The 25,671-nt window shown below is 67.2% G+C and carries 26 protein-coding genes, 1 tRNA gene and 1 pseudogene; 12 read left to right on the forward strand and 16 right to left on the reverse strand.

Going from position 1 to position 25,671, the window contains the following annotated elements:
- Positions 1–503: 503 nt before the first annotated feature.
- Positions 504–1,037 carry a hypothetical protein gene (locus tag OHB12_RS17185; RefSeq protein ID WP_327120745.1) on the forward strand — a complete coding sequence of 178 codons (534 nt, stop codon included), beginning with the start codon at positions 504–506 and terminating at the stop codon, positions 1,035–1,037.
- Between the two features lie 216 nt (positions 1,038–1,253).
- Here OHB12_RS17185 and OHB12_RS17190 read toward each other — a convergent pair.
- Positions 1,254–1,326, reverse strand: a tRNA-Ala gene (locus OHB12_RS17190).
- A gap of 378 nt (positions 1,327–1,704) precedes the next feature.
- On the opposite strand from OHB12_RS17190, the gene OHB12_RS17195 reads away from it, so the two are divergent.
- Together OHB12_RS17195 and sigJ are read left to right on the forward strand one after the other, a co-directional pair.
- Entirely contained in the window at positions 1,705–2,889 is a 1,185-nt protein-coding gene (locus OHB12_RS17195) for an NAD(P)/FAD-dependent oxidoreductase (protein ID WP_327120747.1), read from the forward strand.
- The gene (gene sigJ / locus OHB12_RS17200) at positions 2,886–3,782 is read left to right on the forward strand and encodes an RNA polymerase sigma factor SigJ (RefSeq protein ID WP_327120749.1); all 897 of its coding nucleotides are present in this window, start codon (positions 2,886–2,888) and stop codon (positions 3,780–3,782) included. Before OHB12_RS17195 ends, sigJ begins: the two co-directional genes overlap by 4 nt.
- Positions 3,783–3,905: 123 nt before the next feature.
- Here the strand turns inward: sigJ and OHB12_RS17205 are convergent.
- From OHB12_RS17205 to OHB12_RS17235, 7 genes and pseudogenes are all read right to left on the reverse strand, one after another.
- Positions 3,906–4,178: pseudogene (locus tag OHB12_RS17205) on the reverse strand (transcriptional regulator); the annotation flags it as partial.
- A gap of 261 nt (positions 4,179–4,439) precedes the next feature.
- Positions 4,440–5,177, reverse strand: coding sequence for a DsbA family protein (locus tag OHB12_RS17210; RefSeq protein WP_327120751.1), 738 nt, complete (start codon positions 5,175–5,177; stop codon positions 4,440–4,442).
- Between the two features lie 57 nt (positions 5,178–5,234).
- The gene (locus tag OHB12_RS17215; protein ID WP_327120753.1) at positions 5,235–6,590 is read right to left on the reverse strand and encodes an MFS transporter; all 1,356 of its coding nucleotides are present in this window, start codon (positions 6,588–6,590) and stop codon (positions 5,235–5,237) included.
- Entirely contained in the window at positions 6,580–8,223 is a 1,644-nt protein-coding gene (pgm, locus tag OHB12_RS17220) for a phosphoglucomutase (alpha-D-glucose-1,6-bisphosphate-dependent) (RefSeq protein WP_327120755.1), read from the reverse strand. The genes OHB12_RS17215 and pgm overlap by 11 nt, the downstream gene beginning before the upstream one ends.
- A gap of 47 nt (positions 8,224–8,270) precedes the next feature.
- Complete coding sequence (locus tag OHB12_RS17225; RefSeq protein ID WP_327120757.1) at positions 8,271–8,609, reverse strand: fluoride efflux transporter CrcB; 339 nt, start codon at positions 8,607–8,609, stop codon at positions 8,271–8,273.
- Positions 8,606–8,968 (reverse strand): DUF190 domain-containing protein, encoded by a 363-nt coding sequence (locus OHB12_RS17230; protein WP_327120759.1) that lies wholly within the window; start codon positions 8,966–8,968, stop codon positions 8,606–8,608. Before OHB12_RS17230 ends, OHB12_RS17225 begins: the two co-directional genes overlap by 4 nt.
- Before the next feature lie 559 nt (positions 8,969–9,527).
- A complete protein-coding gene (locus tag OHB12_RS17235; protein WP_327120761.1) occupies positions 9,528–11,027 on the reverse strand; it encodes an MFS transporter in 1,500 nt (499 codons plus the stop codon).
- Between the two features lie 119 nt (positions 11,028–11,146).
- On the opposite strand from OHB12_RS17235, the gene OHB12_RS17240 reads away from it, so the two are divergent.
- The 4 genes from OHB12_RS17240 (at position 11,147) to OHB12_RS17255 (ending at position 14,836) form a co-directional block, all read left to right on the forward strand.
- The gene (locus OHB12_RS17240) at positions 11,147–11,824 is read left to right on the forward strand and encodes a TetR/AcrR family transcriptional regulator (RefSeq protein WP_327120764.1); all 678 of its coding nucleotides are present in this window, start codon (positions 11,147–11,149) and stop codon (positions 11,822–11,824) included.
- 52 nt (positions 11,825–11,876) lie between these two features.
- The gene (locus OHB12_RS17245; RefSeq protein WP_327120766.1) at positions 11,877–13,175 is read left to right on the forward strand and encodes a D-arabinono-1,4-lactone oxidase; all 1,299 of its coding nucleotides are present in this window, start codon (positions 11,877–11,879) and stop codon (positions 13,173–13,175) included.
- Positions 13,176–13,961: 786 nt separating this feature from the next.
- A complete protein-coding gene (locus tag OHB12_RS17250; RefSeq protein ID WP_327120767.1) occupies positions 13,962–14,375 on the forward strand; it encodes an arsenate reductase ArsC in 414 nt (137 codons plus the stop codon).
- A gap of 56 nt (positions 14,376–14,431) precedes the next feature.
- The gene (locus OHB12_RS17255) at positions 14,432–14,836 is read left to right on the forward strand and encodes a VOC family protein (protein WP_327120769.1); all 405 of its coding nucleotides are present in this window, start codon (positions 14,432–14,434) and stop codon (positions 14,834–14,836) included.
- Positions 14,837–14,937: 101 nt separating this feature from the next.
- On the opposite strand, the gene OHB12_RS17260 is transcribed toward OHB12_RS17255, so the two are convergent.
- Together OHB12_RS17260 and OHB12_RS17265 are read right to left on the reverse strand one after the other, a co-directional pair.
- Positions 14,938–15,654, reverse strand: coding sequence for a helix-turn-helix domain-containing protein (locus OHB12_RS17260; RefSeq protein ID WP_327120771.1), 717 nt, complete (start codon positions 15,652–15,654; stop codon positions 14,938–14,940).
- Positions 15,655–15,878: 224 nt separating this feature from the next.
- On the reverse strand, positions 15,879–16,394 hold the full coding sequence (locus OHB12_RS17265; RefSeq protein WP_327120773.1) for a hypothetical protein: 516 nt from the start codon (positions 16,392–16,394) through the stop codon (positions 15,879–15,881).
- 317 nt (positions 16,395–16,711) lie between these two features.
- Between OHB12_RS17265 and OHB12_RS17270 the strand changes: the two genes are divergently transcribed.
- From OHB12_RS17270 to OHB12_RS17285, 4 genes are all read left to right on the forward strand, one after another.
- Positions 16,712–17,488, forward strand: a complete 777-nt coding sequence (locus tag OHB12_RS17270) for a dienelactone hydrolase family protein (RefSeq protein WP_327120775.1) — start codon at positions 16,712–16,714, stop codon at positions 17,486–17,488.
- A 192-nt stretch (positions 17,489–17,680) separates the two neighbouring features.
- On the forward strand, positions 17,681–19,075 hold the full coding sequence (locus tag OHB12_RS17275) for a bifunctional lysylphosphatidylglycerol flippase/synthetase MprF (protein WP_327120777.1): 1,395 nt from the start codon (positions 17,681–17,683) through the stop codon (positions 19,073–19,075).
- A 33-nt stretch (positions 19,076–19,108) separates the two neighbouring features.
- Positions 19,109–20,047: a threonine/serine dehydratase gene (locus tag OHB12_RS17280; protein ID WP_327120780.1), complete on the forward strand. Its 939-nt coding sequence runs from the start codon at positions 19,109–19,111 to the stop codon at positions 20,045–20,047.
- A 115-nt stretch (positions 20,048–20,162) separates the two neighbouring features.
- A complete protein-coding gene (locus tag OHB12_RS17285; protein ID WP_327120782.1) occupies positions 20,163–20,711 on the forward strand; it encodes a thioredoxin family protein in 549 nt (182 codons plus the stop codon).
- Between the two features lie 57 nt (positions 20,712–20,768).
- Here the strand turns inward: OHB12_RS17285 and OHB12_RS17290 are convergent, their stop codons facing one another.
- From OHB12_RS17290 to OHB12_RS17305, 4 genes are all read right to left on the reverse strand, one after another.
- Entirely contained in the window at positions 20,769–21,008 is a 240-nt protein-coding gene (locus tag OHB12_RS17290; protein WP_327120784.1) for a zinc ribbon domain-containing protein, read from the reverse strand.
- Positions 21,005–21,595, reverse strand: coding sequence for a dihydrofolate reductase family protein (locus OHB12_RS17295; protein WP_327120786.1), 591 nt, complete (start codon positions 21,593–21,595; stop codon positions 21,005–21,007). The genes OHB12_RS17290 and OHB12_RS17295 overlap by 4 nt, the downstream gene beginning before the upstream one ends.
- An 80-nt stretch (positions 21,596–21,675) precedes the next feature.
- The gene (locus OHB12_RS17300) at positions 21,676–22,392 is read right to left on the reverse strand and encodes a class I SAM-dependent methyltransferase (protein ID WP_327120788.1); all 717 of its coding nucleotides are present in this window, start codon (positions 22,390–22,392) and stop codon (positions 21,676–21,678) included.
- 110 nt (positions 22,393–22,502) lie between these two features.
- The gene (locus OHB12_RS17305) at positions 22,503–23,459 is read right to left on the reverse strand and encodes a GlxA family transcriptional regulator (RefSeq protein WP_327120789.1); all 957 of its coding nucleotides are present in this window, start codon (positions 23,457–23,459) and stop codon (positions 22,503–22,505) included.
- A 154-nt stretch (positions 23,460–23,613) separates the two neighbouring features.
- Here OHB12_RS17305 and OHB12_RS17310 point away from each other — a divergent pair, with 154 nt between their 5' ends.
- Positions 23,614–24,069, forward strand: coding sequence for a hypothetical protein (locus OHB12_RS17310; RefSeq protein ID WP_327120791.1), 456 nt, complete (start codon positions 23,614–23,616; stop codon positions 24,067–24,069).
- Between the two features lie 44 nt (positions 24,070–24,113).
- Here the strand turns inward: OHB12_RS17310 and OHB12_RS17315 are convergent, their stop codons facing one another.
- Together OHB12_RS17315 and OHB12_RS17320 are read right to left on the reverse strand one after the other, a co-directional pair.
- On the reverse strand, positions 24,114–24,998 hold the full coding sequence (locus OHB12_RS17315) for a universal stress protein (protein ID WP_327120793.1): 885 nt from the start codon (positions 24,996–24,998) through the stop codon (positions 24,114–24,116).
- Between the two features lie 176 nt (positions 24,999–25,174).
- Positions 25,175–25,564, reverse strand: coding sequence for a hypothetical protein (locus OHB12_RS17320; protein ID WP_327120795.1), 390 nt, complete (start codon positions 25,562–25,564; stop codon positions 25,175–25,177).
- Positions 25,565–25,671 lie beyond the last annotated feature (107 nt).

Below are 25,671 nucleotides of genomic sequence, written 5' to 3' on the forward strand. Positions count from 1 at the left end.
GACCCACATGCGGTGGTGACAAGTCCTCCGGACTGGCCCACAGTGCCCAAGGTCAGCCATACCGAAATATCAACTGCCACAGAGTCATTCAACAATCCGAAACGAGGCAATCCAGGTTTCCGAATATGAGACAAAGCCGACGACCGTGCAGGCCCTGACACACGCTCCGCCTACATAAAAGCCCCACCGCGCAGTCAGGGTTCGACGAGCGAGCCGCCGACGCGGCCGACCGTAACGAAGACGACGACGATTGACCTGTCGAGACGAGGAGACCTCCGGTGTGGCGGAGGTCTCCTCGCTCGAGGCTCGTCGTTGATCGGCTCTGGGACCGAGCCCGCGCGGCGCGAAACCGCCACACGTGATCCCGACACCGCCCGAACAGCGCTTGACGAGATCATCGATGCGCCCTGACTGCTTACATTTGTCATGACTCAACCGCAGTCCCCCGGCGGGCGGCAGTTGGGGTGTTGGCGCCCAATGGGGTGCGAGCCGAGGATAGTCGTATGACAACTCCGAATAACGCCACTACTCGATGGGGCGAGCTTCATGTGCACGACGTCCGTCGCGACCCGCACGATGCCGAGAAGATCGCGGCGGTACTCATTGAACTCGCCCGACAGCAGACAGCCAACGACCGAGGTACCGATGACGATCCAGCGGCGATCGGCAACAAGAGTTCACCGCTGGCGCCGGTGCCCGCCGGCCGGCCCCCACCACGGCGGGCACACCAACTCGATCAGGACCAAATCCGAACCTTGATCCAGCGATACGTTGCCGGCGAAACGACATACGAGCTCGGCGACAGGTTCAATATCCACCGCCGCACCGTCAGCGCGATCCTGCATCGGCACAAGATTCCGATGCGACGCCGCGGCCTGTCCCCCGAACAAGTTGACGAGGCTATCGACCTTTACAGCCTCGGCTGGTCACTCGCCCAAGTCGCCCGACACCTCGCCGTCGATCCGGTCACTGTCCTGAACCGGTTGCGTGAACGCGGCATCCGTACTCGCGACACCCACGGACGGAACCGATCCTGATATTCCACAGAATGGCCAGTAGTCCGCGTAATCAGCCAGTCAGCCGAACGCCACCACTCTTGACCTGATCAAAACCACGGCCAAAGCAGGAACACCCTGCGGTAATAGAACACAAAAGATGGCCTTGAACAGGGACAACACAGAAGTCAAGTTCAGGCTCCTACGCCCGAACTTGACACAATGCCCCAGTTCAAGACCACAATTTGTACCAAATTGTGGAGCTAAGGGGACTCGAACCCCTGACCCCCACACTGCCAGTGTGGTGCGCTACCAGCTGCGCCATAGCCCCTGATGGGTTGCGCTCCGAGCTTCCCCGTGCGCCTGAATGAAGTTACACCAACGGTGTGTCGGCCACCAAATCGCCCCGATTCCGGGGTGCGGAGACGGCTCGAAGCATGTCTTGCGTCAAGATCTTGGCAGAATCTGAGTGGCCGCGAGGTTCATGCCATAGCCCGCATCCCCAGTGCTGGCAATAGTCGGCACAACTGAGCCGCGTTGCCGAATTCAGGATGTCCGGTCCGGCTGCCGCACGGATCTGTCAGATCGGCCTTGCCCGACTCCACAATCCAGGGATGCGCCCGGTCGGCGTGCTCACGCTCCCGAGTGAAGTGACGCACATCACGTCTTAATCGTGTCATGTTTCGGCGATCCTCGGTGTCCTGAGGGCATGACTGAACACAACACACGCCACAAGGTCGTCGTCATCGGCGGCGGTTATGCCGGGATAGTCGCGGCCAATCATCTGCGGATGCGCACCGATGTCGATATCACGCTGGTCAATCCCCGCCCGATGTTCGTGGATCGAGTCCGGCTGCACCAGTTGGTGGCCGGCACCGGCGATGCGACGGTTGACTACGGCACGCTGCTCGGCGAGGGCATCGAGTTGGTTGTCGACAGCGCCACTCGCATCGACACTGCCGCCCGTGTGGTGCGGCTGGCGTCGGGTCGCGCGCTGGACTACGACCACGTCATCTACGCGGTCGGCAGCACCGCGGCGATACCGTCTGTGCCTGGCGCGGCCGAGTTCGCTTTCCCCATCGCTGAATTCGAGTCCGCGCAGCGGCTGCGCGCCAGGCTGGACGAGTTGTCCCTCGATGCTCCGGCCACCGTGGTCGGCGGCGGACCGACCGGCATCGAGACGGCCTCCGAACTGGCCGAACAAGGACGCTCGGTCACACTGGTGTGTGGCGGATCTCTGATGCCGTCATTGAGTGCCCCGGGTCGCCGATACGTCGCCAAGTGGCTGTCCCGCCACGGTGTCGCCGTGCTCGAGGCCGACACGGTGGCCGAGGTCCGGCCGGATGCGGTCGTCTTTGCCAATGGCGCGGTGCGTCCGAGCGCACTCACCATCTGGACGACAGGTTTCGGCGTGCCGGAGTTGGCGGCTGCGAGCGGGCTGCGCACCGACGCGCTCGGTCGTCTGCTCACCGACGAGACGCTGACCAGTGTCGACGATGACCGCATCGTCGCGACCGGCGACGCCGCCGCACCGTCGGGCCAGCCGCTGCGGATGAGCTGCCAGGCCGCCGGGGCGCTCGGGGCACAGGCCGCCGACACCGTGCTGAGCCGTGTCGCGGGGACCGAACCGGCGGTGATCAACCTGGCCCTCATGGGGTCGTGCGTCAGCCTCGGCCGACGCGTCGGCGTGCGACAGCTCGCTCGCAAGGACGACACCGCAGTGAACGTCTACATCGGCGGCCGCATGGGCGCCAGGATCAAGGAGGTCACCTGCAAGGTCGCGGTATGGAAAATCCGCCGCGAGGCCAGCAAACCGGGCTCGCTGGCCTGGCCCAAGGGCGGCCCGCGTCCCGAGCGGCCGGCCTCCGCTGCGCCGGTGGTCTCGTTCCCGTGACGACCGACGAGCATGCCGAGCAGTTCACCGTGCTGCGGCCGCTGCTGTTCACGATCGTCTACGAAATCCTCGGCTCGGCAACCGAATCCGACGACGTGCTGCAGGACAGCTATCTGCGGTGGGCCGAGGTGGACCTGGCGACGGTGCGCGACACCAAGTCGTATCTGGCACGGCTGGTGACCCGTCAGGCGCTCAACGCCTTGCGGGCCGGCGCTCGCCGTCGCGAGGACTACATCGGTCCGTGGCTGCCCGAGCCGCTGCTGCTCGACGAGCACGACGCGTCGGCTGACATGGTGCTCGCCGAGTCGGTGTCGATGGCGATGCTCGTGCTGCTCGAAACGCTCACCCCCGACGAGCGAGCGGTGTTCGTGCTGCGCGAGGTGTTCGGCTTCGACTACGACGACATCGCCGCGGCGGTGGGCAAATCCGTGATGACGGCACGCCAGGTGGCGCACCGCGCCCGCGCGCACGTGCAGGCACGGCGCAAACGCTTCGAGCCCGTCGACGCGGCGCAGATCACGCAGATCACCGAGCAGTTCATGACAGCGGCGACCACCGGTGACACGGAGGGGCTCCTTTCGCTACTCGCTCCGGACGCCACCTGGACCGCCGACAGTGGCGGCAAGGCCATCGCGGCGCGCCGGCCGGTGGTGGGCGCGCAGAAGGTAGCCCGGTGCCTCACGGACCTGTTCCACAGCGCGAGGAGGAGGCCGAAACTGCGAATCGAGACGGTCAACTACAACAACGCCCCCGCGATGGTCATCTACAACGACGACCACTTGGAAGGCGTCTTTCTGATCGAGATCATCGACAGCAAGATCACCAACTTCTACGCCATGCGCAACCCGGACAAACTCGTCACGGTGGCGGTTCCGCGTCAGATCGGCCGGTAGGGAGCCGACGGGGATCGTTTCCTTCGCCTCGGTGGAACGCGCCGCCGCAATGGTTCCTGATGACAACGACTTCGCGCATAGCGCGTGGAAGACTGCTGTGCATACTTGGCGGATGATTCGCTTCAGCTGGGAGATCTCGTCGTGCAGGGCTCTCTTCCCGGCCGCGGTCAGGTGGATCCAGGTACGGCCGCGTTTGCCCTCGTAGCCTTTCTCGATCTCCACCAGCCCGGCCTTCTCCAATACGGTCAGATGCTGGGAGAGGTTGCCTGTGGTCAGATCCAACATGGTCCGCAGAAAGCCGAACTCCACTCGCCGGGCCTCGTGGGCGACGGCGAGGATGCCCAGTCGGACGCGCTGGTGAACGACGTCGTCGAGTCCGTTTGTCGGATGAGTCATACCCCACGCCGTTCGGCTAGGGCGAAGCCCATGCCGCCGAGGAGCAGCACACTCGGCGCGCGGCGATTTCGGGGGCTGGATGTGGGATCGCGCCGCCGAGTGGGCCGGATCGTCGATGGTGGAGTCGGCGACTCGGTCCTCCCGTTCGCAGGGGTTCTCGGCGAAGGGTGAGGTCGGCGCGAAGGTGGCGTGTAGCGCCAGCAGCCGATCACGGTATGACAGTCGTGAAAAAGCCCGCACGTGGCCCTACGGGGCCTGTGATCAGTTGGTGAGCGAGACCACCCAGTCCTCGTTGTTGACATCGACCTTGGTCGTGCCGTCGAAGACCGCAGGCGTGGCCGCAGAGCCGCCGAGCGCCGCGCCCAGAGCGTCGGTCTGCGCCTTGGCGGTGGTGCGTGCGGAGTCGACCTCGGCGCCGGTGGAGACGCACCGCAGAACCGATTCCACCGCTCCGGCATCCCTGGCTATCGCGGCCAGCTCTTCGTTGGTCAGGTCGGCGCCGCCTTCGCTCGGCCGCTTGGTGGTGAACAACTCCATGTGGAACTTGGAATAGACCGGGCCGGAACCGCCCTCGGCAACACATTGATTCGCGGCCACCGCACGGGTGGAGTAGTCCTTGCTGCGGGAACGCGCGTCGAGGAAGTTCACCAGGCGGTAGCGCACCTTAAGCTCGCCCTCATCGATCTGCTGCGCGATCTCCTGGCCGTAGATGTGCTCCAGGTTGCCGCAGCCCGGGCAGAGCGGGTCCTCGAAAATATCGATGGTCTTCTTCGCATCGGGGCGACCGAGCAGAATGGAGCCGTCCTGCTCCAGCACCGCGTGCAGCCCGGGATCGCGCACCGGACCGTAACCGTCGTTGCGTACGGTCGCTTCATCCCGTCCCCACCGGATCGCCGCGATGACGATCAGCACGATCAACGCGAGAGCGACCCCGCCCAGCGCATAGGTGGTCACGCTGGACATCGGCCGCGGGGTGTAGTTCGAACGCGATTCGCTCACACCGACACTTTGCCCCAACCAACCACCCCATCCCCCTCCGGGCCACGCCTCCACCCGTCAGTGGCGGTCACCCACACCGGAAATGACGTCCTTCTCGACCACCATCGGTACCGGGCTGTCCGCCACCGGCGCGCCGACCACATCGCTGGCCGCGTGGTCGACCTGCGTCACCTGATGTTCGGCACCATCCGCGCCGCAAAGGTGATCAGGAGGGCATTCCGGATGGGTGGAACCGCGGCGCAAAGGTTCGGGGACGACGACCCAGACGGCCGCGGCGAGGGCAAGGAGACCGCCGGTCACGCCGAGGGCCAGGCCGTAAGACAGCTGTTCGGCGAGGGCACCGACAGCGACGGGGCCGATGACGGTGCCGAGGTCGGCGGCCATCTGGAAGCCGGCCAGGACGGGCCCGCCGCGTGCCTTGGGGCCGATGATGTCAGCGACCGCGGCCTGCTGGGTCGGGGTGAACAGACCGGAGCCGAGCCCGGCGAGGAAGGAGGTCGCCAGCAGCCACGGCACACTGGTCGCCATGCCGAGCCCCGCGGTGCCCGCCGCGCACACGAGGGAGCCGACGATCACGAACGGTTTGCGTCCCCACTGGTCGGACAACCGTCCGGAGGCGAACAGGACAACGACATTGCCTGCCGCGAACACGGTCAGCGCGACACCGGCCATTCCCGGCGCTTGGTGCAGCACCTCCACTACGAGCAGCGGCACCAGCGCCATCCGCACACCGAATACGGCCGCACCGTTGGCGAAGTTGGATACCAGCACGGCCCGGTATTCCGGCCGCGTCAACCCCTCCCGGAACGACATCATGCGGACCCCGCCGACCGGCTCGGGCGCCGCCAACTCCGAGTTCCGCAGGCTCAGGTGCACGACGATGCTGACGCCGAGCAGCGCCACCGCGTAGATCACGAACGGCCACCGCAGCCCGAGCCCCGACAGGACACCGCCCACCAGCGGTCCGCTCACCGAGCCGACCAGAAAGCTGGTCGACCAAAGGCCGGACACCCGCCCGCGCTGTTCGGGCGGCGATATCCGGATGACCAGCGCCAGCGACGACACGGTGAACATGGTGGACCCGATCCCGCCGAGCGACCGCAACACCATCAGCTGCCAATAACTCTGAGCCAGCGCGCTGGCGCCGGTGGACAGCGCGACGATCAAGAGCCCGCTGAGGTAGACCGACCGCTCCCCCAGCCGCTGTACCAGCCGCCCGCTCAATGGCGCGAACAGCAATCGCATCAACGCGAATGCGGAGACGATCGCCGAGGCCGCGGCCACGCCCACGCCGAACCCGCGCGCGAACTGGGGCAGTACCGGAGCGACCAGGCCGAACCCGATGGCGATGACGAACGCGCCCCCGACCAGCACCCAGATCTCGGTGGGCAGGGGCTTGGATCTACTGCTCACCGGATAACGCCTGCCCCACCAGTTCCTCCGCGGCCGCCTGCACCTCGGTCAGGTGCTCGGCGCCGTGGAACGACTCCGCATAGATCTTGTACTTGTCCTCGGTGCCGGAGGGGCGGGCGGCGAACCACGCGTTCTCGGTGGTCACCTTGAGCCCACCCAGCGGTGCGCCGTTGCCACGCGCTCTGGTGAGCACGGAGGTGACCGGTTCTCCGGCGATCTCCTTGGTGGTGATCATGTCCGGAGTCAACTTCGCGAGCAGCTCTTTCTGTTCCACCGTCGCGGGCGCGTCGATCCTGGCGTAGGCGGGGCTGCCGTAGCGCCGTTCGAGTTCGACGTAGCGCGCCGAGGGGCTTTGCCCAGTGACCGCGGCGATCTCGGCGGCCAGCAGCGCGAGCAGGATGCCGTCCTTATCGGTGGTCCACACGGTGCCATCCATCCGCAGGAACGATGCGCCCGCGCTCTCCTCACCTCCGAAAGCGAGACTGCCGCTGAACAATCCGGGCACGAAGAACTTGAACCCGACCGGCACCTCGTGCACGTCGCGGCCGAGCACCGAAACCACCCGGTCGATCATGGACGAGGTCACCACGGTCTTGCCGATCTTGGTCAGCGCGTCCCAGCCCATCCGGTTGGCGACGAGGTATTCGATGGCCACCGCGAGGAAATGGTTGGGGTTCATCAGTCCGCCGTCGGGGGTGACGATGCCGTGCCGGTCGGCGTCGGCGTCGTTGCCGGTGGAGATGTCGTAATCGTCCTTGATCGCGATCAGCGAAGCCATCGCGTAGCGCGAGGACGGGTCCATCCGGATCTTGCCGTCGCTGTCGAGGGTCATGAATCGCCAGGTCGGGTCGACGAACGGGTTGACCACCTCGAGCTCGAGGTCGTAGCGCTGGCCGATCTCCTCCCAGTAGTCGACGCTGGCGCCGCCCATCGGGTCGGCGCCGAGCCGGATGCCCGCGCCGCGGATCGCGTCCAGGTTCAGCACGTTCGGCAGATCGGCGATGTAGTGGTCGAGGTAGTCGTAGCGTTCGACGCTGGTTTCCAGCGCCTGCCGCAGCGTGGTGCGCTTGACCTCGGCGAGGCCGCCGCGCAGCAGTTCGTTGGCGCGGGCGGCGATGGCGTCGGTCGCCGTGTTGTCGGCCGGGCCACCGTGCGGAGGGTTGTATTTGAAGCCGCCGTCGCGCGGCGGGTTGTGCGACGGGGTGACCACGATTCCGTCGGCTTGGTGCTTGGCGCCGCCCCGATTGTGGCGCAGCACGGCGTGGCTCAACGCTGGTGTCGGGGTGTAGCGGTCGCGCGCGTCGATCACGGCGGTCACCTCGTTGGCGGCGAGTACCTCCAGCGCGGTGGTCCAGGCAGGCTCGGACAGTGCGTGCGTGTCCCTGGCCAGATAGACCGGTCCGGTGATGCCGCGGGTGGCGCGATACTCCACGATCGACTGGGTGATCGCAAGGATGTGCGCCTCGTTGAACGCGCTGTCCAGGCTGGAGCCGCGATGTCCCGAAGTACCGAACGCTACCCGCTGGGCCGGATTCTCCGGATCGGGGACACGGCTGTAGTACGCCGTCACCAGATGTGCGATGTCTTCCAGATCGGTGGGACGCGCGGGACGCCCGGCTCGATCATGGGCCATGCTCGGGTCTCCCTTCCTTATCGGCTGCGCCCGGCTCGTCATCAGGATCATGGCCACGACCGCCCGGTCATGGCGACCGCGGCTACGTCGATCGCGGCGGTGCCCGCGGCGCAGGCGCGAGCGCCGACGGCCACCGGCCGGATCGTTTCGAAGCCGAACGTGCGGAACGTGGTCGGCACACCGCGGAAGTCCGTTCCCGCGGTGGCGAGCAGCCGATCGCCCGCCCCCGCGCCGCCCAGACCACCGAGCCGTGCCGAACCGACAATGGTAACGGTCGGCGTGCGTGGCGGCAGGGGAGAATCGAAACGCACTGGCACCACCGGCTCTGCCGGATATCGGGCGGATGCACCGAGCTTTCCGCGGGGCACGACGGGCAGCACTGTCATCGGGCGGCTCCCTGCCACAACTCGACCGGCGCGAGCGTGGTGTTGATCGAGGTGAACAGTTCGGCGTTCTGCTCGACGAAGGCGCGCAGCCGGTCGAGCTCGTCGACAAACATCAGCACCAGCGGCAGATGGTCGGCGATGTCCAGGAGCCGGGTGGTGTGGATCCGCGAGGACGAGCCGTAGCCTTCGATGCCGCGCCATACGCTGGCGCCCGCCAAGCCGGTGTCCCTGGCACGCCGCACGATCTCGTGGTAAAGGGGCGTGTGCCGCCACTTGTCGTCCTCGTCGAGCAGCACGGTGAGCCGCGCCGCGGGCCGCCACTGTCCTGTCGGCGTCGAACCCGCCGCTGAACCGCTCATTGCCTGACCCCCTTCCGTCGCATCCCATTCCGGTTGATCGCCGAGCCGTGCCAGTTGTCCACGGTGCCATGCCCACGCGGGCACAGCCGTCCCGGCGATGCCATTGCCGCTCCCGCGAGGCAGCCGAGCGCGTGGACCGCCCGATCCGAGGAGTCTACGAACCTCGAGCACGCGGGTGGAGAAGGTGGTGCCCGCCGATGCCGAGAAGGGGAGGTAGCAGACTGTTGGCTACCCATGCCACGGTCCGCGGAATCATCGGAATTCCGATCGCCAAGCATCGCATGACAATTACGGCGCCGATCAGCCAGGGGAGCCTCGCTGCACACCTCGCCAAGCGCGGAAATGTACCATCGCGCGGTTGCCCGCACGTGGCGTACCCACCCAGCCGAAGACAAGTCTCACCAAGATCGTTCACCGCACGGCCCGTCGAATCCTCGGCCTATATGCATCGCTGACGGCCGAGCGGCCGCCGCTCACGACTATGTCGCGTGTGCGGCGGCCGCTCGACCGTGAGCCGTCAGGCCCGGGAATGTGCAGCGCCACGGGCGCTGCCCACCTCTCAGTGCGCGAGCACCGGCTCCCCCTCGGCCGGTGCGGGCGCCGTGCTCGGCATCAGCACCGCGGTCAGCGCCGCGCCTGCCACGAAGATCGCGGTGGCCCACCAGAAGCTGGTGGTGTAGCTCTCGATCGCGGACTGGGCGACGGTCAGCGGGTCCGGCTTGCGGGTGGACAGGTAGTCGCCCGCCGCCGAGGCGGCGATGGTGCTGAGCAGCGCTGTGCCGATCGAGCCACCGACCTGCTGGCTGGTGTTGATCATGGCCGAGGCCACGCCCGCGTCCTCATGCTGCACACCCGAGGTCGCGCCCTGGAAGGCGGTCGCCATCGCGCCACCGAGACCGAGACCCAGCAGGACCAGGGCGGGCAGGATGTGCGTGGCGTAGCCGGTGTCCAGACCGATCCTGGTCAGCCAGGCCATTCCGCCCGCGGCGACCAGGAAGCCGCCGCTGACCACGATCTTCGGTCCGACCTTCGGCAGCAGGAACGAGGGCGCGGTGGTCGAGGAGACCACCATCGCGGCGACCATCGGCAGGAACGCCACGCCGGTCATGATCGGCGAGTACCCCAGCGTCAGCTGCATGTAGTAGGTGAGGAACAGGAAGATCGCAAACATTCCGATGCCCATGACGAACACCGTCAGGTACGAGGTGCCGCGCATGCGGTCGAGCACGATCCGCATCGGGAGCAGTGGGTGTGCGACCCGGGTCTCCAGCCAGGCGAACGCCGCAAGCAACACCGCGCCGCCGATCAGGAAGGCGAGAGTGACACTGTCGGTCCAGCCGTGCGACTCCGCGTGCGAAAACCCGTAGACGATGCCGAACAGGGCCGCGGTCACCACGACGGTGCCCGGGATATCGAGCTTGGGCCGATCGGTGCCCGCATGCTTGGCCAGCAGCAGCACCGCGCCGACCAGAGCGACCGCCGCGAAGGCCAGGTTCACGAACATCACCCAGCGCCAGGACGCCCATTCGGTAAGCGCGCCGCCGAGCAACAGGCCGATCGCGCCGCCGGTACCGGCGACCGCGCCGAAGATGCCGAACGCCTTCGCCCGCTCGGACGGCTCGGTGAAGGTCACCGTGAGCAGGGACAGCGCGGCCGGTGCGAGCAGCGCGCCGAAGACGCCTTGCCCGACGCGCGCCGCCACGAGCATTTCGAAACTGGTGGCCGCGCCACCGACGGCCGAGGCGACCGCGAAGCCGATCAGGCCGATGATGAAGGTGTTGCGCCTGCCGAACAGGTCACTGAGGCGTCCGCCGAGCAACAGTAGGCTGCCGAAGGCCAGCGCGTAACCTGTGACCACCCAGGAGCGGTCGCCGTCGCTGAAGCCGAGGTCCTGCTGGGCCGCGGGAAGCGCGATGTTCACTACGGTCGCGTCGAGGACCACCATGAGCTGTGCGACACCGAGCACGGCGAGCACCCACCAGCGCAGCGCGTGTGATCCGCGTCCCCCAGTTCCTGTTTTGTCGGTGGCGGATGCCCCGCGCTCGATCGTGGTAGTCATGTGTACCCTTTTGTCTCGAGTATTGATGCGGAGACGTCACCTCCGCTTACCGGTAGACGTTATCACGATAACGGAGATACTGCCTCCGTTTAATCCCGGGTAGTTGATAGAATGAACTTGTGAATCACGCCACGGTCGCCTCCCCGCCCCGGCGCCTACGTGCCGATGCCGCGCGAAATCAGCAACGGATCATCGCCGCGGCGCGCGAGCTGTTCGCCGACCACGGACTCGAGATCACCCTCGACGACGTGGCCGAACGCGCGGGCGTCGGCGTCGGCACGGTCTACCGCCGCTTCGCGAACAAGAGGGAACTGATCGTTGAAGTCTTCGACCAGAACCTGAGCGATTTCGCCGACGCGGCGGACGCCGCCTACCGACACCCGGACCCATGGTTCGGACTTGTCGAATTCTTCGAATACGCGTGCAGGCATATGGCCACCAACCGCGGATTCAGCGAGGTCATGCTCGAGCTCGAGGAAGACCAGACGAACCGATTCATCGTCGTCCGCGATCGGATCAAGCCCACCGTGACCGCCATCTGCGAGCGCGCACGCACCGCGGGAGCCCTCGCCGAGGGGATCGAGCCTTCGGACTTCTTCGCGCTCGTGCACATGGTCGACGGTATCGCCGAGTTCGCGAAGCCGGTCAATCCCGACGTCTGGCAGCGATATATGGCCATCGCACTCAACGGCGTGCGCGCAGACGGCATCCCGCGCCAGCATCTCGAAGTCCCGCCGCTGGCCGAGGAGGAAGTCGAGAAGGCCAAGCACCTCACCTGCGCGAATCGCAGGAGGTAGCACATTCCGGCGTAAGTAGCGCGCATCACAATCGCTCCAGTAAATTGGTCACATGACCAATTTGTGGGTGAACTGGGCAGGCGATCAGCAGTGCGCGCCTGCGACCTTCGCCACTCCGTGCTCCCCCGACGAAGTGGCCGATCTACTCGGCAGCGCCGAGGCCAAGGGACAGACCGTGCGCGTCGCGGGCGCGGGTCATTCGTTCACCGACACCGTTCTCACCGACGGCATCCTGCTGAACCTGGCAAACCTGAACCGCGTCCTCGATGTCGACCACGCCACCGGGCTCGTCCGGCTCGAGGCGGGCATCACCCTGAACGCCGCGAGCAATGCGCTGCATGAGCACGGCCTCGCCTTCCCGAACCTGGGCGACATCGACGCGCAGACCGTGGCGGGCGCGACCGCCACCGGCACCCACGGCACCGGTGCCACATTGCAAAACCTTTCCGCCGCACTGGATTCGGTCGAGCTGATGCTCGCCGACGGCAGCAGGGCCGAGCTGAACGCGCGGACCGACCCCGACGGCTGGCGCGCGGCGCGGGTCAGCGTCGGCGCCCTCGGCGTCGTCACCGCCGTGACGGTGCGGATGGTGCCCTCCTTCGTGCTGGAAGGGATCGAGCGACCGGTGCACGTGGACGACGTGCTCGCCGACCTGGATTCGTTCGTCGACGGCAACGAGCACTTCGAGTTCTACATGTTCGCGCACAGCCCCCTGGCCATGACCAAACGAAACAACCGCGTGGCACTGCCGGAGCAGCCGCGTGGCAAGGCCGTGGACTGGTTCGCGGACATCCTGATGTCCAACTACCTGTTCGATGGGATGTGCAAGCTGAGCCGACGGCAGCCGCGCCTGGTGCCGTTGATCCAGCGCGGCGCCGCTTATGCGGGCAGCTACCGGCGCCAAGTGGACCGTTCCTATCGAGTGTTCGCCTCGCCGCGCCTGATCCGCTTCATCGAGATGGAGTACGCCGTTCCGCGCGAGCACTCCGTCGACGCTATCCGCGAGATCACAGAAGTGACCGCGAAATTCGACACACCGATGCCCATCGAGGTGCGGTGGGTCGCGCCCGACGACGCCTTCCTCTCCCCCGCGGGTGGCCGCGAGACCTGCTACATCGCGGTGCACCAATACCGCGGCATGGAATTCGAGCCGTACTTCCGTGCCTGCGAAGCGGTGTTCGACCGCTACGACGGACGCCCGCACTGGGGCAAGCGCCACTTCCAGACCGCCGAAACCCTGCGCGACCGCTATCCCGACTGGGACCGTTTCGCCGAGGTACGTCGGCGCCTCGACCCGAAGGGGCGCTTCGCCAACGCCTACCTCGACCGAGTGCTCGGCCCGGTCGGCTGAACCGACTCCGCTCGAAGGACGGTGGGGCACAGTCGATCGGTCAGGCAGCGAGGATCTCCGCGACCAGGCGGGGCACGGCCGTGCCGATGGGATTCGCGGACAACCTCGGTCACTATGACGTCATAGCAGGGTCGGCATCGACAGTGACCAGCGCATGCCACTGTCCCCCGTCATGCTGGTAAAGCCCAGGGGTGGCGGCGAGCCGACAGCGACGGATAGACGATGAGAGATCACTAGGACCGTCCCACTGCTGCCGGAACGGTTGCGCTACTTCCCGATCGCCTACGAAGCCCGCCGCCTCGAGCGCGACCGTCAGCGGCTGCGCAAGATGATCGATCTGCGTCCGCTCTGACCGATCAGCCGGCGCTGTTCCGCCGACCATGAGACGACGTGGCCCTGGACGGCCCCGTCCAAGGCGCTGAGCTTCCGGTGCGGCAATCAACTTCGAGAAGAACCCGGACAGGCGCCGACCGACGACACCGGATGGCCGAACGCCACGGATCGACCTCGGCACGAGCATCTGAATCACCGTCCAGTCCGGTCTATCCAGGCGAAGGCCACGCTCCGGCAAACGCTGCGTGGCAACCGCTTCGAGCCTGTGACCGGGGATCGGTCCGCGGCGTGTGCACTCATCCGCAAGCGAACGAACGCTGCGCGGTAACGATTCGCGGCGCGCTGGTATACGTATCTCATACGCTACGAAAGCGTTTCGGCTCCAACCACGCCGGGCAGCGGGCCCAGCGGCCAGCACACTCCCTGCTCTGCTCACCGAAAGGCGTTCTCATCATGGCCCACAAACCCAGTGTGCTGTTCGTCTGCGTGCACAACGCGGGCAGATCGCAGATGGCCGCCGGGTTGCTCACCGCGCTCGCCGATGACCGTATCGATGTGCGGTCGGCGGGCAGCGCGCCTGCCGAGACGCTCAACCCGACCGTGGTCGAAGCCATGGCCGAGATCGGCATCGACATCTCCGGCCGCACCCCCAAGCCACTCACGATGGATGCCATCGGCATCTCCGATGTCGTGGTCACGATGGGCTGCGGCGACGCATGCCCGTACTTCCCCGGCATCAGCTATCGCGACTGGGTGCTCCCGGATCCCTCCGAGCAGACCCTCGACGTGGTCCGCACCATCCGCGACCGCGTCCGCATCCTGGTGGAGAACCTGATCGCCGAACTCGTCCCCGCACCCGCGCGCTGACCCGGTTGTCCGATTCATTCAAGACCGAGCGCCCGGCGCTGCCTACGCTGGCCGATATGACTCCACAACTCGACGTCATCGGCATCATTGTCACCGATATGGCAGCAGCGGTGGCCTTCTATCGCCGTCTCGGCCTGGACTTTCCCGCGGGTTCCGAGCAGGAAGCGCACGCTGAGGCGGCCCTCCCCAACGGCCTGCGGATCGCGCTCGACACCGAGGCCATCATCCAGTCGTTCCACACCGACTGGACGCCTCCGCAGGGCGGCGGCCGCCTTGCCATCGCCTTCCGCTGCGCCGACCCCACCGAGGTCGACGCCCTCTATACCGACCTGGTGGACGCCGGTTACCACGGTGAGCTGAAACCATGGGACGCCTTCTGGGGCCAGCGCTACGCGGTGGTCCACGACCCCGACGGCAACGGGATCGACCTCTACGCCGCCCTCCCGACCACCACCGGATAGCCAGGCCGCCGACGCACCGTTCGCGACCTACACGTCGCGCCCACCTCGGCACTGGACCATGCGCCGAATTCGACCGGGTCACCACGAGGCCACACTCAGCGCTACGACCTGGCGAGCAACTCCGTCAACGGAATCCCTGCCAGTGCGCGCACATCACGGGACAGGTGCGCTTGGTCGGCAAACCCCGCCAACGCCGCGGTCTCGGCGAGCGGCACGCCGCGGCGAGCCGCCGCCAGGGCGCGTTGCAGACGCAGCACCCTGGCAAGGGTTTTGGGGCCGTAGCCGAACGCGGCCAACGACCTGCGATGCAGGGTCCGCTCGCCGATGCCTGCGCCGGCGGCGATCGCCGCCACCGACCAACCGGCGTCCAACGCGGCGGTCATCCGCGACACGAGCGGATCAGCCTGATCGGCCACGGCCGCGCGGCGCAGTACGACCTCTTCCAACGCCGTGGCCGTATCGTCGGCGGCCTCGAGCTGTCCGACGAGCGACCGGACCGCCGACGAGGGCCATAGATCCGCGAGATCGACCCGCTGATCGCGCACCTCATGCGCGGGGACGCCGAGCAGCGCGGGCGCCGTGCCGGGCGAGAACCGGACGCCGACGTACCGGACGCCGTCCGACGCCGGCGGATGGTGGGCGCGAGTGTCCGGCCCGGCGACCACGAGTCGCCCGGCCCTCCAGATCAGATCCATGCAGCCGTCGGGCAGCACGGGCAGCACCGGGTCCATACCGTCGACGGTCCTGGTCCACAGCACGGCCCCCGCGAACCGCGACGGTCGCTCGCGATACTGCCCCGCGCCACCGACCTCGTTCACCTCGCCGACGCTACTCCCGACAACCGATCGAGACCCTTTCCGTCTCGAAACCGCGAGCAACGCCATACGGAGGCACGTCTGGTCACGCAACCAACTGACCCGCCGGATGGTGCTGCAGGCACCCGAGTCCCGCATGTACAGGCTTACTCCGGTGCGCGGGTGGTCTGAGCATCGCACGTCTACCGAGCGGTGCGTTTCGATCTCGGCGAGCGGCTCCGCCGCGGTCAGCGGGGAGTGTGCGGCGTGACGGGAACGACACCGCGCGGGGCGACGCGAATGTACGGATCGGGGTGCGCTGCGGCGATTCTCGATTCCGGATCTTTACAACCGACGGTTACGTCGCCGGTCGGCGCGGAGGAAAACGTCCACAGCGTCATCCACTCCGTGTCGCCGACGGTCTCGGTCTTCTTCACGTCCGAAGACCGCAGATCTTCGTTCCGTCCCGAACTTTCGGTCACCGTACAGCGAATAGCGTTGGCCGCCTCACCCCATGCGACCGGCACTCTGATATCCAGCACCGCGTCGGCGGGCACCGAGACTGTCTTCATCTCACCCAGCAAAATCCGGACAATACTCTCCGCTTTGTCGTCGTCACGCACATCCGGCGTCGCGCGCACGGAACTCACGGCCACAGCGGCGGCACTCGTCGATGTCGATTCCCTGCTCGCCGACGTATCGTCGGAACACCCCGACACGGTGGCGGCGACCAGCGCGGGAACCGCCATCCAGATCAGTTTCACAGTTCAGACCTCTCGTCGCGCCCATCACAAGGCGATCGGTACGGATCAGCGATCCAACTGAGCATGACAACGTCGAAGTGAAAAATGTTGGCTACACGCCGTAGAAAATCGGCAATTCGACGGCAATGGGAAGAATCGGCCCGATGTCACCGAAACTCCTTGTTGAATCGGCGGCCCATTCGGCGATCTCCGACACCGACTTCGGGTAATCGGTTTGCCGCCGAAGGGTTCTCGCCATGTTGGCGTTGGGCACCCGGATTGCGCCACCGCGCGGCGGATAGGATCGTACTGGTCGTTTTTATTCTCACGGAGGCCTGGTGACTTCGCCCGTCATGTTCGAACAGATCGATCTATCGCTGCCCGACGGCACAGTCGATTGCTACTCGGCCCATCCCGACGACGGCGCTCGCCATCCCGGCGTGCTGTTCTTCATGGACGCCTACGGTCTGCGCCCGTGGTTGCGGGAAATGGTGGAGACGATCGCCGCGCACGGCTACACCGTGCTCGCGCCCAACATCTTCTACCGCTCCGGCCGAGCCCCGGTCCTGCCCATGCCCGATCGGAGCGACCCCGACGCCCACGCGGCGTTCTTCGCGGCGCTCGGTCCCATGCGCGCGGCGCTGACCCCGGAGAAGGCGATCGAGGACGCGAACGCCTACCTCGACTGGCTCGCCGCCTCCGAGTTCGTCACCCCGGGCGCGCTCGCCACGACCGGCTACTGCATGGGCGGCAGGCTGGCGTTGCGCACCGCGGCGGCCTTCGGCGATCAGGTGGCCGCCGCGGCGAGCTTCCACGGCGGCTATCTGGCCGCCGACGACCGCCCCGACAGTCCGCACCACGACGCGGCGAGCATCACCGCGGAACTGTTCATCGCCCACGCCGACCAGGACGGTTCCATGCCGCCCGACCAGATCGAGCGGCTGGAAGCGGCGCTGGACACTGCGAACGTGCGCTACACCTCGACGGTCTACCCGGACGCCCGGCACGGCTTCACCATGCGCGACACGGCGGTGTTCCGAGAAGACGCCTACGAACGGCACCTGCGGGACCTGTTCGCACTGCTCGATCGCGCCTTGCCCGCGTCGGCGGAATAGACTCGGATTCATCCGATGTTTCGCATGGGGTGGACGTCAGGGCCAGGCGTCGGCTGTGGGGCCCGGTTCCGATAAGACATTGCCCATGGAACCGCCGGTTCCGCTTAGTGTGTCGGTAGGCGATCATCGGGAGGACCACCATGGCGAGACTGTTGTGGCTGGGGAAACGCAACAACGGGGCGGAGCATCGGCGTGTCTGACGAACAGGAAGCCACAGAATCGCGCACGCTACGCGCCGCCACGCTTACCGGCTACCGGGAAGCCTCCTTCACCACCACGCCCGCGACGCGCATAGCACTGATCACGGCGGCGATCCTGATCGCCGCGATACTGACCTACGAGGCCGACGTCACCTCGCATGACGGCGTCGACCACGGCTGGTTCGTGGCCCTCGCGCTGGCCGGACTCTTCGTGGCCCGCGGGCTGCACCTGCGCCGTCCGATCACCCTCCCGCATTTCACGGCCGCCGTGCTGGTGCTGGCCATTGCCCACCTCGCCTACCGCGCCCAGCACCCCGGCGTCGGCTTCGTCCTGCTCACCGCTACGGGCTTCATCCTGGTCTTGCCGCAGTCCAGCAAACCGCAGCCCGACCAGCTGTACCGGGTGGCCGAACTGGTCGGCCGCACCCAAGGCGACCCGCTGGCGCCGTTCGCATTGCATTCGTCCAAGACCTACTTCTTCAACGAGCACTCGACCGCGGCGATCGGCTACCGCACCCGCTTCGGAATCGCCGTCGTGGCGGGCGATCCGCTCGGCGACCGTGCCGCCTTCCCCGAACTGCTCACCCGATTCTCCGAATTCGCGGTCGACCACGGCTGGCGTATCGCCGTGCTCGGCGCGAGCCCGGAGCTGGCGGATCTGTGGCGGCTGCGGGCGCTGGACCACCGCGGGCTGCACGCGGTGCCGATCGGCCGTGACGTGGTGCTCGATGTGAACGAGTTCGACCTGGTCGGGCGCAAGTTCCGCAACCTGCGCCAGGCCGTGAGCCGCACCAGGAACTTCGGTGTCACCACCGAGGTGTTGTACGAGTCGGCGCTGCCCGAGGCGCGGCGCGCGGAACTGCTCGCCATCGTCGACGAAGGGGGCCGTGGCAGGCAGACCCGTGGCTTCTCGATGATCCTCGACCACCTGCTGGACGCACGTAACCCGAACATGCTGGTCGTCGTCGCCAACGACGCGAACGGCAGCCCGGCCGGCTTCCAGCGCTACGGCATGTCCGGGCGCGGTCGCGAACTCAGCCTCGACGTACCGTGGCGGCGCGGTGACGCACCGAACGGCTTGGACGAACGCATGATCATCGACCTAGTCGATTACGCGAAAACCCATGACATCCAACGGATCTCGCTTTCCTTCGCGCCGTTTCCCGAACTGTTCGCCGACAAGCACAAGTCGCGAACGGCCCGGTTGGTCGCCCTGCTGGTGCATCTGGGCGATCCGCTGATCCGGCTGGAATCGCTCTACCGTTTCCTCCGCAAGTTCCACGCGCTGGCCGATCAGCGCTATGTGTTGATCCGCTGGCGGGAGGTGGTCGTGGCCGCCGCCGCGCTCCTTACCCTGGAGTTCGCCCCGCACCGCCATGAGCACTGAGCGGTACCACCCGACCATGCCCCGAGGAGCGCCATGGAACTGACCCACAGCGACGTGAAGGCAGCGGTCGAGAGGGTCGCAGGTCAGGTGCGGCCTGTCACCGTCGCGCGGGCGGACACTGCCGGTGAGCTGTGGTTCGCACTGGAGTTCATGCAGCACACCGGAAGCTTCAAAGCCCGTGGCGCGCAGAACTTTCTGCTCACCCACCGGGAGAACGGCGCGTTGCCCGCGGTGGGCGTAACGATCGCCTCGGGCGGCAACGCCGGGCTGGCCTGCGCATGGGCAGCGCGCAGTCAGCGGGTTCGGGCGACGGTGTTCGTGCCGACCACCGCGCCGAAGGTCAAGGTGGACCGGCTCGTCTCCTACGGAGCCGACGTGCGGCTGGTCGGCACGCAGTACGCCGATGCGCTCGGATCCAGCCACGAATTCGCCGACGCCACCGGCGCCCTGCTCTCCCACGCCTACGACAACCCGCTCATCGCGGCTGGTGCCGGCACGCTGATGGAGGAGATTCATCGGCAGATCCCAGACCTCGGCACCGTCGTGGTCGCGGTCGGCGGTGGCGGGCTGTTCTCCGGAATCGCCACCGCCGCTGACCATTACGGCATCCGGGTGGTCGCTGTCGAGCCCGCGCGCTGCCGTGCGCTCAACGCCGCGATCACGGCGGGGCGGGTCGTCGACGTAGAGGTCGACTCGCTCGCCGCCGACTCGCTAGGCGCGCGCCGGGCCTCGGAGATGGCGCTTGCGGCCGCACAGCGGTATGACGTGGACTCGGTGCTGGTCGACGACGCCGAGATCATCGCGGCGCGCCGCGCGATATGGGCGGATCGCCGGGTGGCCGTCGAACACGGTGCGTCGACCGCCTTGGCGGCGATGCTCGGCGACACCCCCGCGTTCCGGCCCACCCCGGGCGAGAGGGTGTGCGTGGTGCTGTGCGGCGCGAACACCGATCCCTCGGATCTGGCCAGGTAGACGCCGCGCCACGCCGCGCCACGCCGATGGACGGCGCGTCGGCCGATTACCGACAAACCGGGCGGTACGGGGTTAGGCTCGGTGTGTCGTCCTCGATCCCGACGGAAGGCACACCGTGGCGTTCGAATCCCTCATGGTTACCCTCGGTACCCCGTTGCCCGAGTTCTCCCTTCCCGACCTCGACCAGCGGATATACTCCCGGACCGATTTCGAGGCCGGACCGGGACTGCTGGTCGTCTTCGCCTGCAACCACTGCCCCTATGTCAAACACATCGAGGCCGCGCTCGGCGAACTGGTCGACTCGCTGCCGTCCCTGCCGACGGTGGCGATCTGCACCAACGACGCGGGCGCCTACCCGGAGGACGCACCACTACGGCTGCGCGACCAGGCGATCCGGGCCGGCTGGACCTTTCCCTATCTCGTCGACGAGTCCCAGCAGGTCGGGCGGGCGTTCCGCGCCGCGTGCACCCCGGATTTCTTCCTCTACGACGCAAATTTCGAACTCGCCTACCGCGGCGCCTTCGACGAATCGACGCCGGGCAATGGAAAACCTGTGACCGGCGGCGACTTGCGCGACGCCATCGAGGCCGTACTGGCACGACGACCCGCGCCGGAACCGCAGCGGCCCAGCATGGGCTGCTCGATCAAATGGCGAGACGCCTGAAACCGTTGCCGTTGAGTGTGTATGAGTTGCGCACTCGTTCGGTAGCCGCGTGATCGCTCACATCGCGTTGCCCTCGTGGGGCTTCCCGTGGCGGTACCCGCTGCCAGCAGGGCTGGTCTTACATGGGTTTCCAGCGGGCTCGTTTACCGTCGCCCCGCAACTCGGGGAGGACCCACCACCGGTCACCGTCGCTACTACAGCGGCGAGGTTGCGGGCGGCGTTGATGTCGCGATCGACAGTGTAACTGCATGCGTCACAACGGAATACCCGATCAGAATGGCGCAGTTTGGTTTTCACCGCGCCGCAGAAATTATTGCGGTGGGGCGTGACCGCCGCCCGGCGTAGACCGAGTTGAGCACGCCCGTCCGGAAGGTCTTCGACGACAATAGGCGCAGCGGGATCGTGGGCGCGCCGTCCTCGAACAGGCGCATGCCCTTGCCGACGGCAATCGGGTGCACGAGCAGGTGCAGCTCGTCGAGCAGGCCCGCGTCCAGCAGCTGGCGCACGACCGAGACCGAGCCACTCATCGCGATATCGCCGCCCCGCTCGTTCTTCAGCACCGTCACCGCCTCGATCAGCTCACCCTTCAGCACTTCCGAGTTGCGCCAGGTGAATTCGTGATCCTGGTTCGACACCACGATCTTGCGTGCGTCACCGAGCGCCTTCGCCATGGACGCGTCCGGCCCGCCCGCGGTCTCCCGCTCCGGCCACGCGCCCGCGAAGCTGTCGTAGGTCTTGCGGCCGAGCAGCAAGGTATCCGCGCTGCCGAGTTGGGCGTCGACGGCCGCGCCCATCTCGTCGTCGAAGTACGGGAAATGCCAGTCCTGCGGGTTCTCGACGACGCCGTCGAGGGCGATGAACAGACCTGCGGTGACTTTCCGCATCGCATTACTCCTGGATCAGTGGGGTGTGTTGCCTGATCCGACGGTGCGCCGGGCGGAAACTCATCGGTCGCCGCAAGCAATCAGATCCGCTCGGCTTCGAGCACCCAGACCGGCAGCAACAGTGCGCCCTCCTCGTCGAACTCCAGCGGAACCCCTCGTCCGGCAAGCATCTCCGATATCGGCGGGGGCGGCGTGATCGCGGTCAGCACGTCGGGCCGCAGCGTCGTCCGCCGCCAGTTCGGCAGGTCGAACGTGCCCGACAGCTCGGCTTCCTCGATCGAGTGTGGCGCGTAGGCGTCGCTGTGTTCGGTCCGGGCGAAGCAGAACTGGATCAGCCGGGCGCCCGGCCGCATCACCCGTCGCAGCGCCGCTACATGTGCCGCGCGCTGCGCCTGGTCCAGGCAGTGCAGCAGGGCGCTGCTGACCACGGTGTCGAATCGGTCTTCGTAGCCGGCGAGCTCGGTGGCGTCGGCTACGGCGAACGACACCGCTACCTCACACTCGGCGGCGCGGGCGCGGGCGCGCTCGACGGCGGTGGGAGCCAGGTCCAGCCCCGTCACCCGATAGCCGAGTCCAGCCAGATAGATCGACGAATCGCCTGGGCCGCAGCCGACGTCGAGCACATCACCGCCGATTCGGCCCGCACGTTCGAACTCGACGAGCAGCGGCTGCGGCCTGCCGATTTCCCATGGCAAACGGTCCATGACGACGCCTTCGGCGACCGCGCCGCTGCGATAGGCCTGTTCGAAGTCGATGGCGGCGGGGTCGAGCTGGGGTGTTGCGTCACTCTCGGTCATATCGGAGCTGTCCCTCGTTTCGATGGTGGATCGTAGGGGGATTTCGACCACCGCATCCTACCGAGAAACGGAGAATGCTACTCCGGTTTGACGTCAACCCACCGCGCCCGTCAGACCGCTCCGCTGGAGCCGTGGAAAGCCGCCCGGTAGCTGTGCGGACTGGTGCCGACCACCCGCTTGAACCGGTCGCGGAACGCGGTGGGCGAGCCGAATCCCACCTGACCCGCAATCCGGTCGACCGGGTGACCCGTGGACTCGAGCAGGTGTTGGGCCTGCCGGACACGCGCACGGAGCAGCCACTGCAACGGCGTGGTCCCGGTGTGCTCGCGGAAGCGACGGTTGAGCGTGCGGGTGCTCATCCCGGCATGCGCGGCGATGTCGTCCAGGGTCAGATCCTTCGCGGCATTGTCCTGTATCCACAGCAGGACCGGTTCCAGTGTCGAGCCGCGCGGGGTGGGCGGCTGGTCATGCACGATGAATTGCGCCTGTCCGCCTTCCCTTTCGAGCGGGACGACCGACAGCCTGGCCGCGTCGGCGGCGACGGCCGAGCCGTAGTCACGGCGAATCATGTGCAGGCACAGGTCGATTCCGGATGCCGCGCCCGCCGAGGTGAGCAGCTGCCCGTTGTCTACGTACAGCACGTCCGGGTCCACCTCGACGGCCGGATAGCGGGCGGCGAGTTCGGCCGCGGCAAGCCAGTGCGTGGTCGCGCGGTACCCATCCAGCAATCCGGTGGCGGCGAGGATGAACGCGCCGGAACAGATGGACGCGATGCGGGTGCCCGCCGCGGCGGCCCGGCGCAGGGCGGCGATCGCCTCGTCCGGCACCCGCAGGCTCGGATCCGAGCAGCCGGGCACGACGATCGTGTCCGCGTCGGCCAGTGCTTCGAGCCCCCAAGGCGGTCGCAGTGTGAACACTCCGGCGTCGACCGTCGGTGCGGCGCCGCAGACCCGCACCCGATACGCGGGACGGCCATCGGGCAGCCGCGCGCGGCCGAATACCTCGGCGGGCGTGGCCAGATCGAATGCGACCACCTGGTCCAAGGCGAGTACGGCCACTGTCTGCATGGCAAAAGAGTAGTTCAGCAGTCAATTCCAGCCAATAATATCGAGCTGCGAATGTGGATCGAACCACCGGCAGCAGCTGGATGGCGAGAATCGACCGGCATATGGCAATTCTGCCTATTCCTCCGGCTCATAGCGCTGGCTAGCGTCGAGCGCTGTGACAAAGTTCTTGCTCTCGGTCCATGTGCTGGCCGTGATCATCGCCGTCGGCCCGGTGACGGTGGCGGCGAGCATGTTTCCCGCGGCCACGCGCCGTGCCCGCACCGCACCGGCGACCGACCGCGGCCCGGCCGTCCTCGGCACGTTGCACCGCATCTGCCGGGTCTACGCCTTCCTCGGTCTCCTCGTTCCGGCTTTCGGCCTGCTCACCGCGCTCAGCCTCGGCGTGCTCGGTGACGCATGGCTGGTGGCGTCGATCGGTGTGACCGCCGCCGCGGCGGGCGTGCTAGCGCTGCTCGTCCTGCCCGGCCAGCAGAAGATTCTCGCCGACCTCACCGGAACAACCCCGGCGCTGATCCGTCGCCTCGCCATGGACACCGGGGTGTTCAACCTGCTGTGGGTGGTGGTCACCGTCCTGATGATCGTCCGGCCCGGGTCGACGACGGGGGCGTGAGGCTCAGGTGGCGGATCGGCTCGCCGCCCTCGGCACGAATCCGGTCACTGAGGGTCGCGGACAATCATGATCGGACACTCCACCGACAGCAGCAGCGCCTGGCTGGTCGAGCCGAAGAGCATGCTGGCGAACCCGCCGCGGCCTCGGCTGCCGACTACGAGCAGCTGCGCGCGCTCGGACTGTTCGAGCAGATAATGCTCAGGCCGATCCGTCACGATCTCGCGGTGGATCTCGACATCGGGGAAGCGCTCCTGCCATCCAGCCAGGCTCTCCGCGAGCACGATCTGCTTCTCAGGGTCGGTGGCGATGTCGGCGTCCTGCGCGACAGGCAGCCCGATGCCGGTCCACGCGTGCAACGCGATGAGCCGCACTCTCCGCGCCGACGCCTCGATCAGCGCCGCCTCGATCGCGGGTTCGCTGATTCGAGTGCCGTCCACGCCGACCACGACCGGTTGCTTCCTGGCTTTCGCCGTGAGCGGCGCGCCCTCCCGGACTACGACCACCGGGCAGTGCGCCCGCCGCGCCAGCGCCGCGCTGACGGAACCGAGCAGCGCTCGCCGCACGGTACCCCGCTCGCGGGTGCCGACCACCATCGTGCGCGCCTCAGCGGTACGGTCCAGCAGCGCCGGACCGACGACCTGATGCACCAGCTCGGTGGTGACGTCGATGTCGTGCAGAGCACGAACCGCGAGGAGTGCCTCCTGGTTGGCGGTGTCGAGCACCCAGCGCCCATGCCCCTCGAGCCGGGCATAGTCGGTGCTGGTGAGCGGCTCGGTGATCCCGGGCCCATAGTCGGCGGTCGGATCGACGACGTGAACGAGATGCAGTGATGCGTTGTGCAGTGCCGCCGTCTGCGCGCCCCACGCGACCGCCGCCGCCGATCCGGCGGACCCCTCCACACCGACCACGATCGGTCCGCTGCTTCGCATGATCACTTCCTCCCAGGATGAAGGTCGAGCTCAGCACTCCGCCGCAACCGACAGTACCGGCGTGCGGACAATGAACAGGATCGGAGCGCCGATGGTCGTCGACGGTTGCGGCCGGACCGATGTCATGCCGCCCACCTGGCGACAAGTCGTTGCCGAACGGTAACCCCGCGGCGCCGTCAGCCGCCGAAAACGGTGCAGGCGTGACCCAGATGGACCCCGTTGCCGACCCGGATATCGATGCTCGCGACGAACGGTGCGTCCGGCTCCTGAACCGCGCTGACGGTGTGTATGCCGGGGGTCGCGGGCACCCAGTCGATCAGTGCGACGCCGCCGGAGGGGCGAACCACGCCGAACGGAACCCCATTGTCGTAGAAGACAACCGGCGCGACGACATCGGTGACTGTGGCACGCGCGGTATAGGTGCAACCCGTCCCGTAATTCGTCGCCAACCCGAAATCGAGGCGGGGATGCATCCCGACCTGCGTCACCGTGGCTCCAGCCGACGGCACAGCCCACATCGCCGCGGCCCCGAACACTGCCGCTACCGCACCCACTCGCATCGTCATGTCGGTCCTGTCTGTTGTGATCACGACGCCGGGCATACGCACCGGCGAGATATCTAGATCCTCACTCCAGCAGAGTCTCGACGGGGCGCAAACCGCCGAACACCCAA

Source organism: Nocardia sp. NBC_01730 (assembly GCF_035920445.1).
Taxonomy (GTDB): Bacteria; Actinomycetota; Actinomycetes; order Mycobacteriales; family Mycobacteriaceae; genus Nocardia.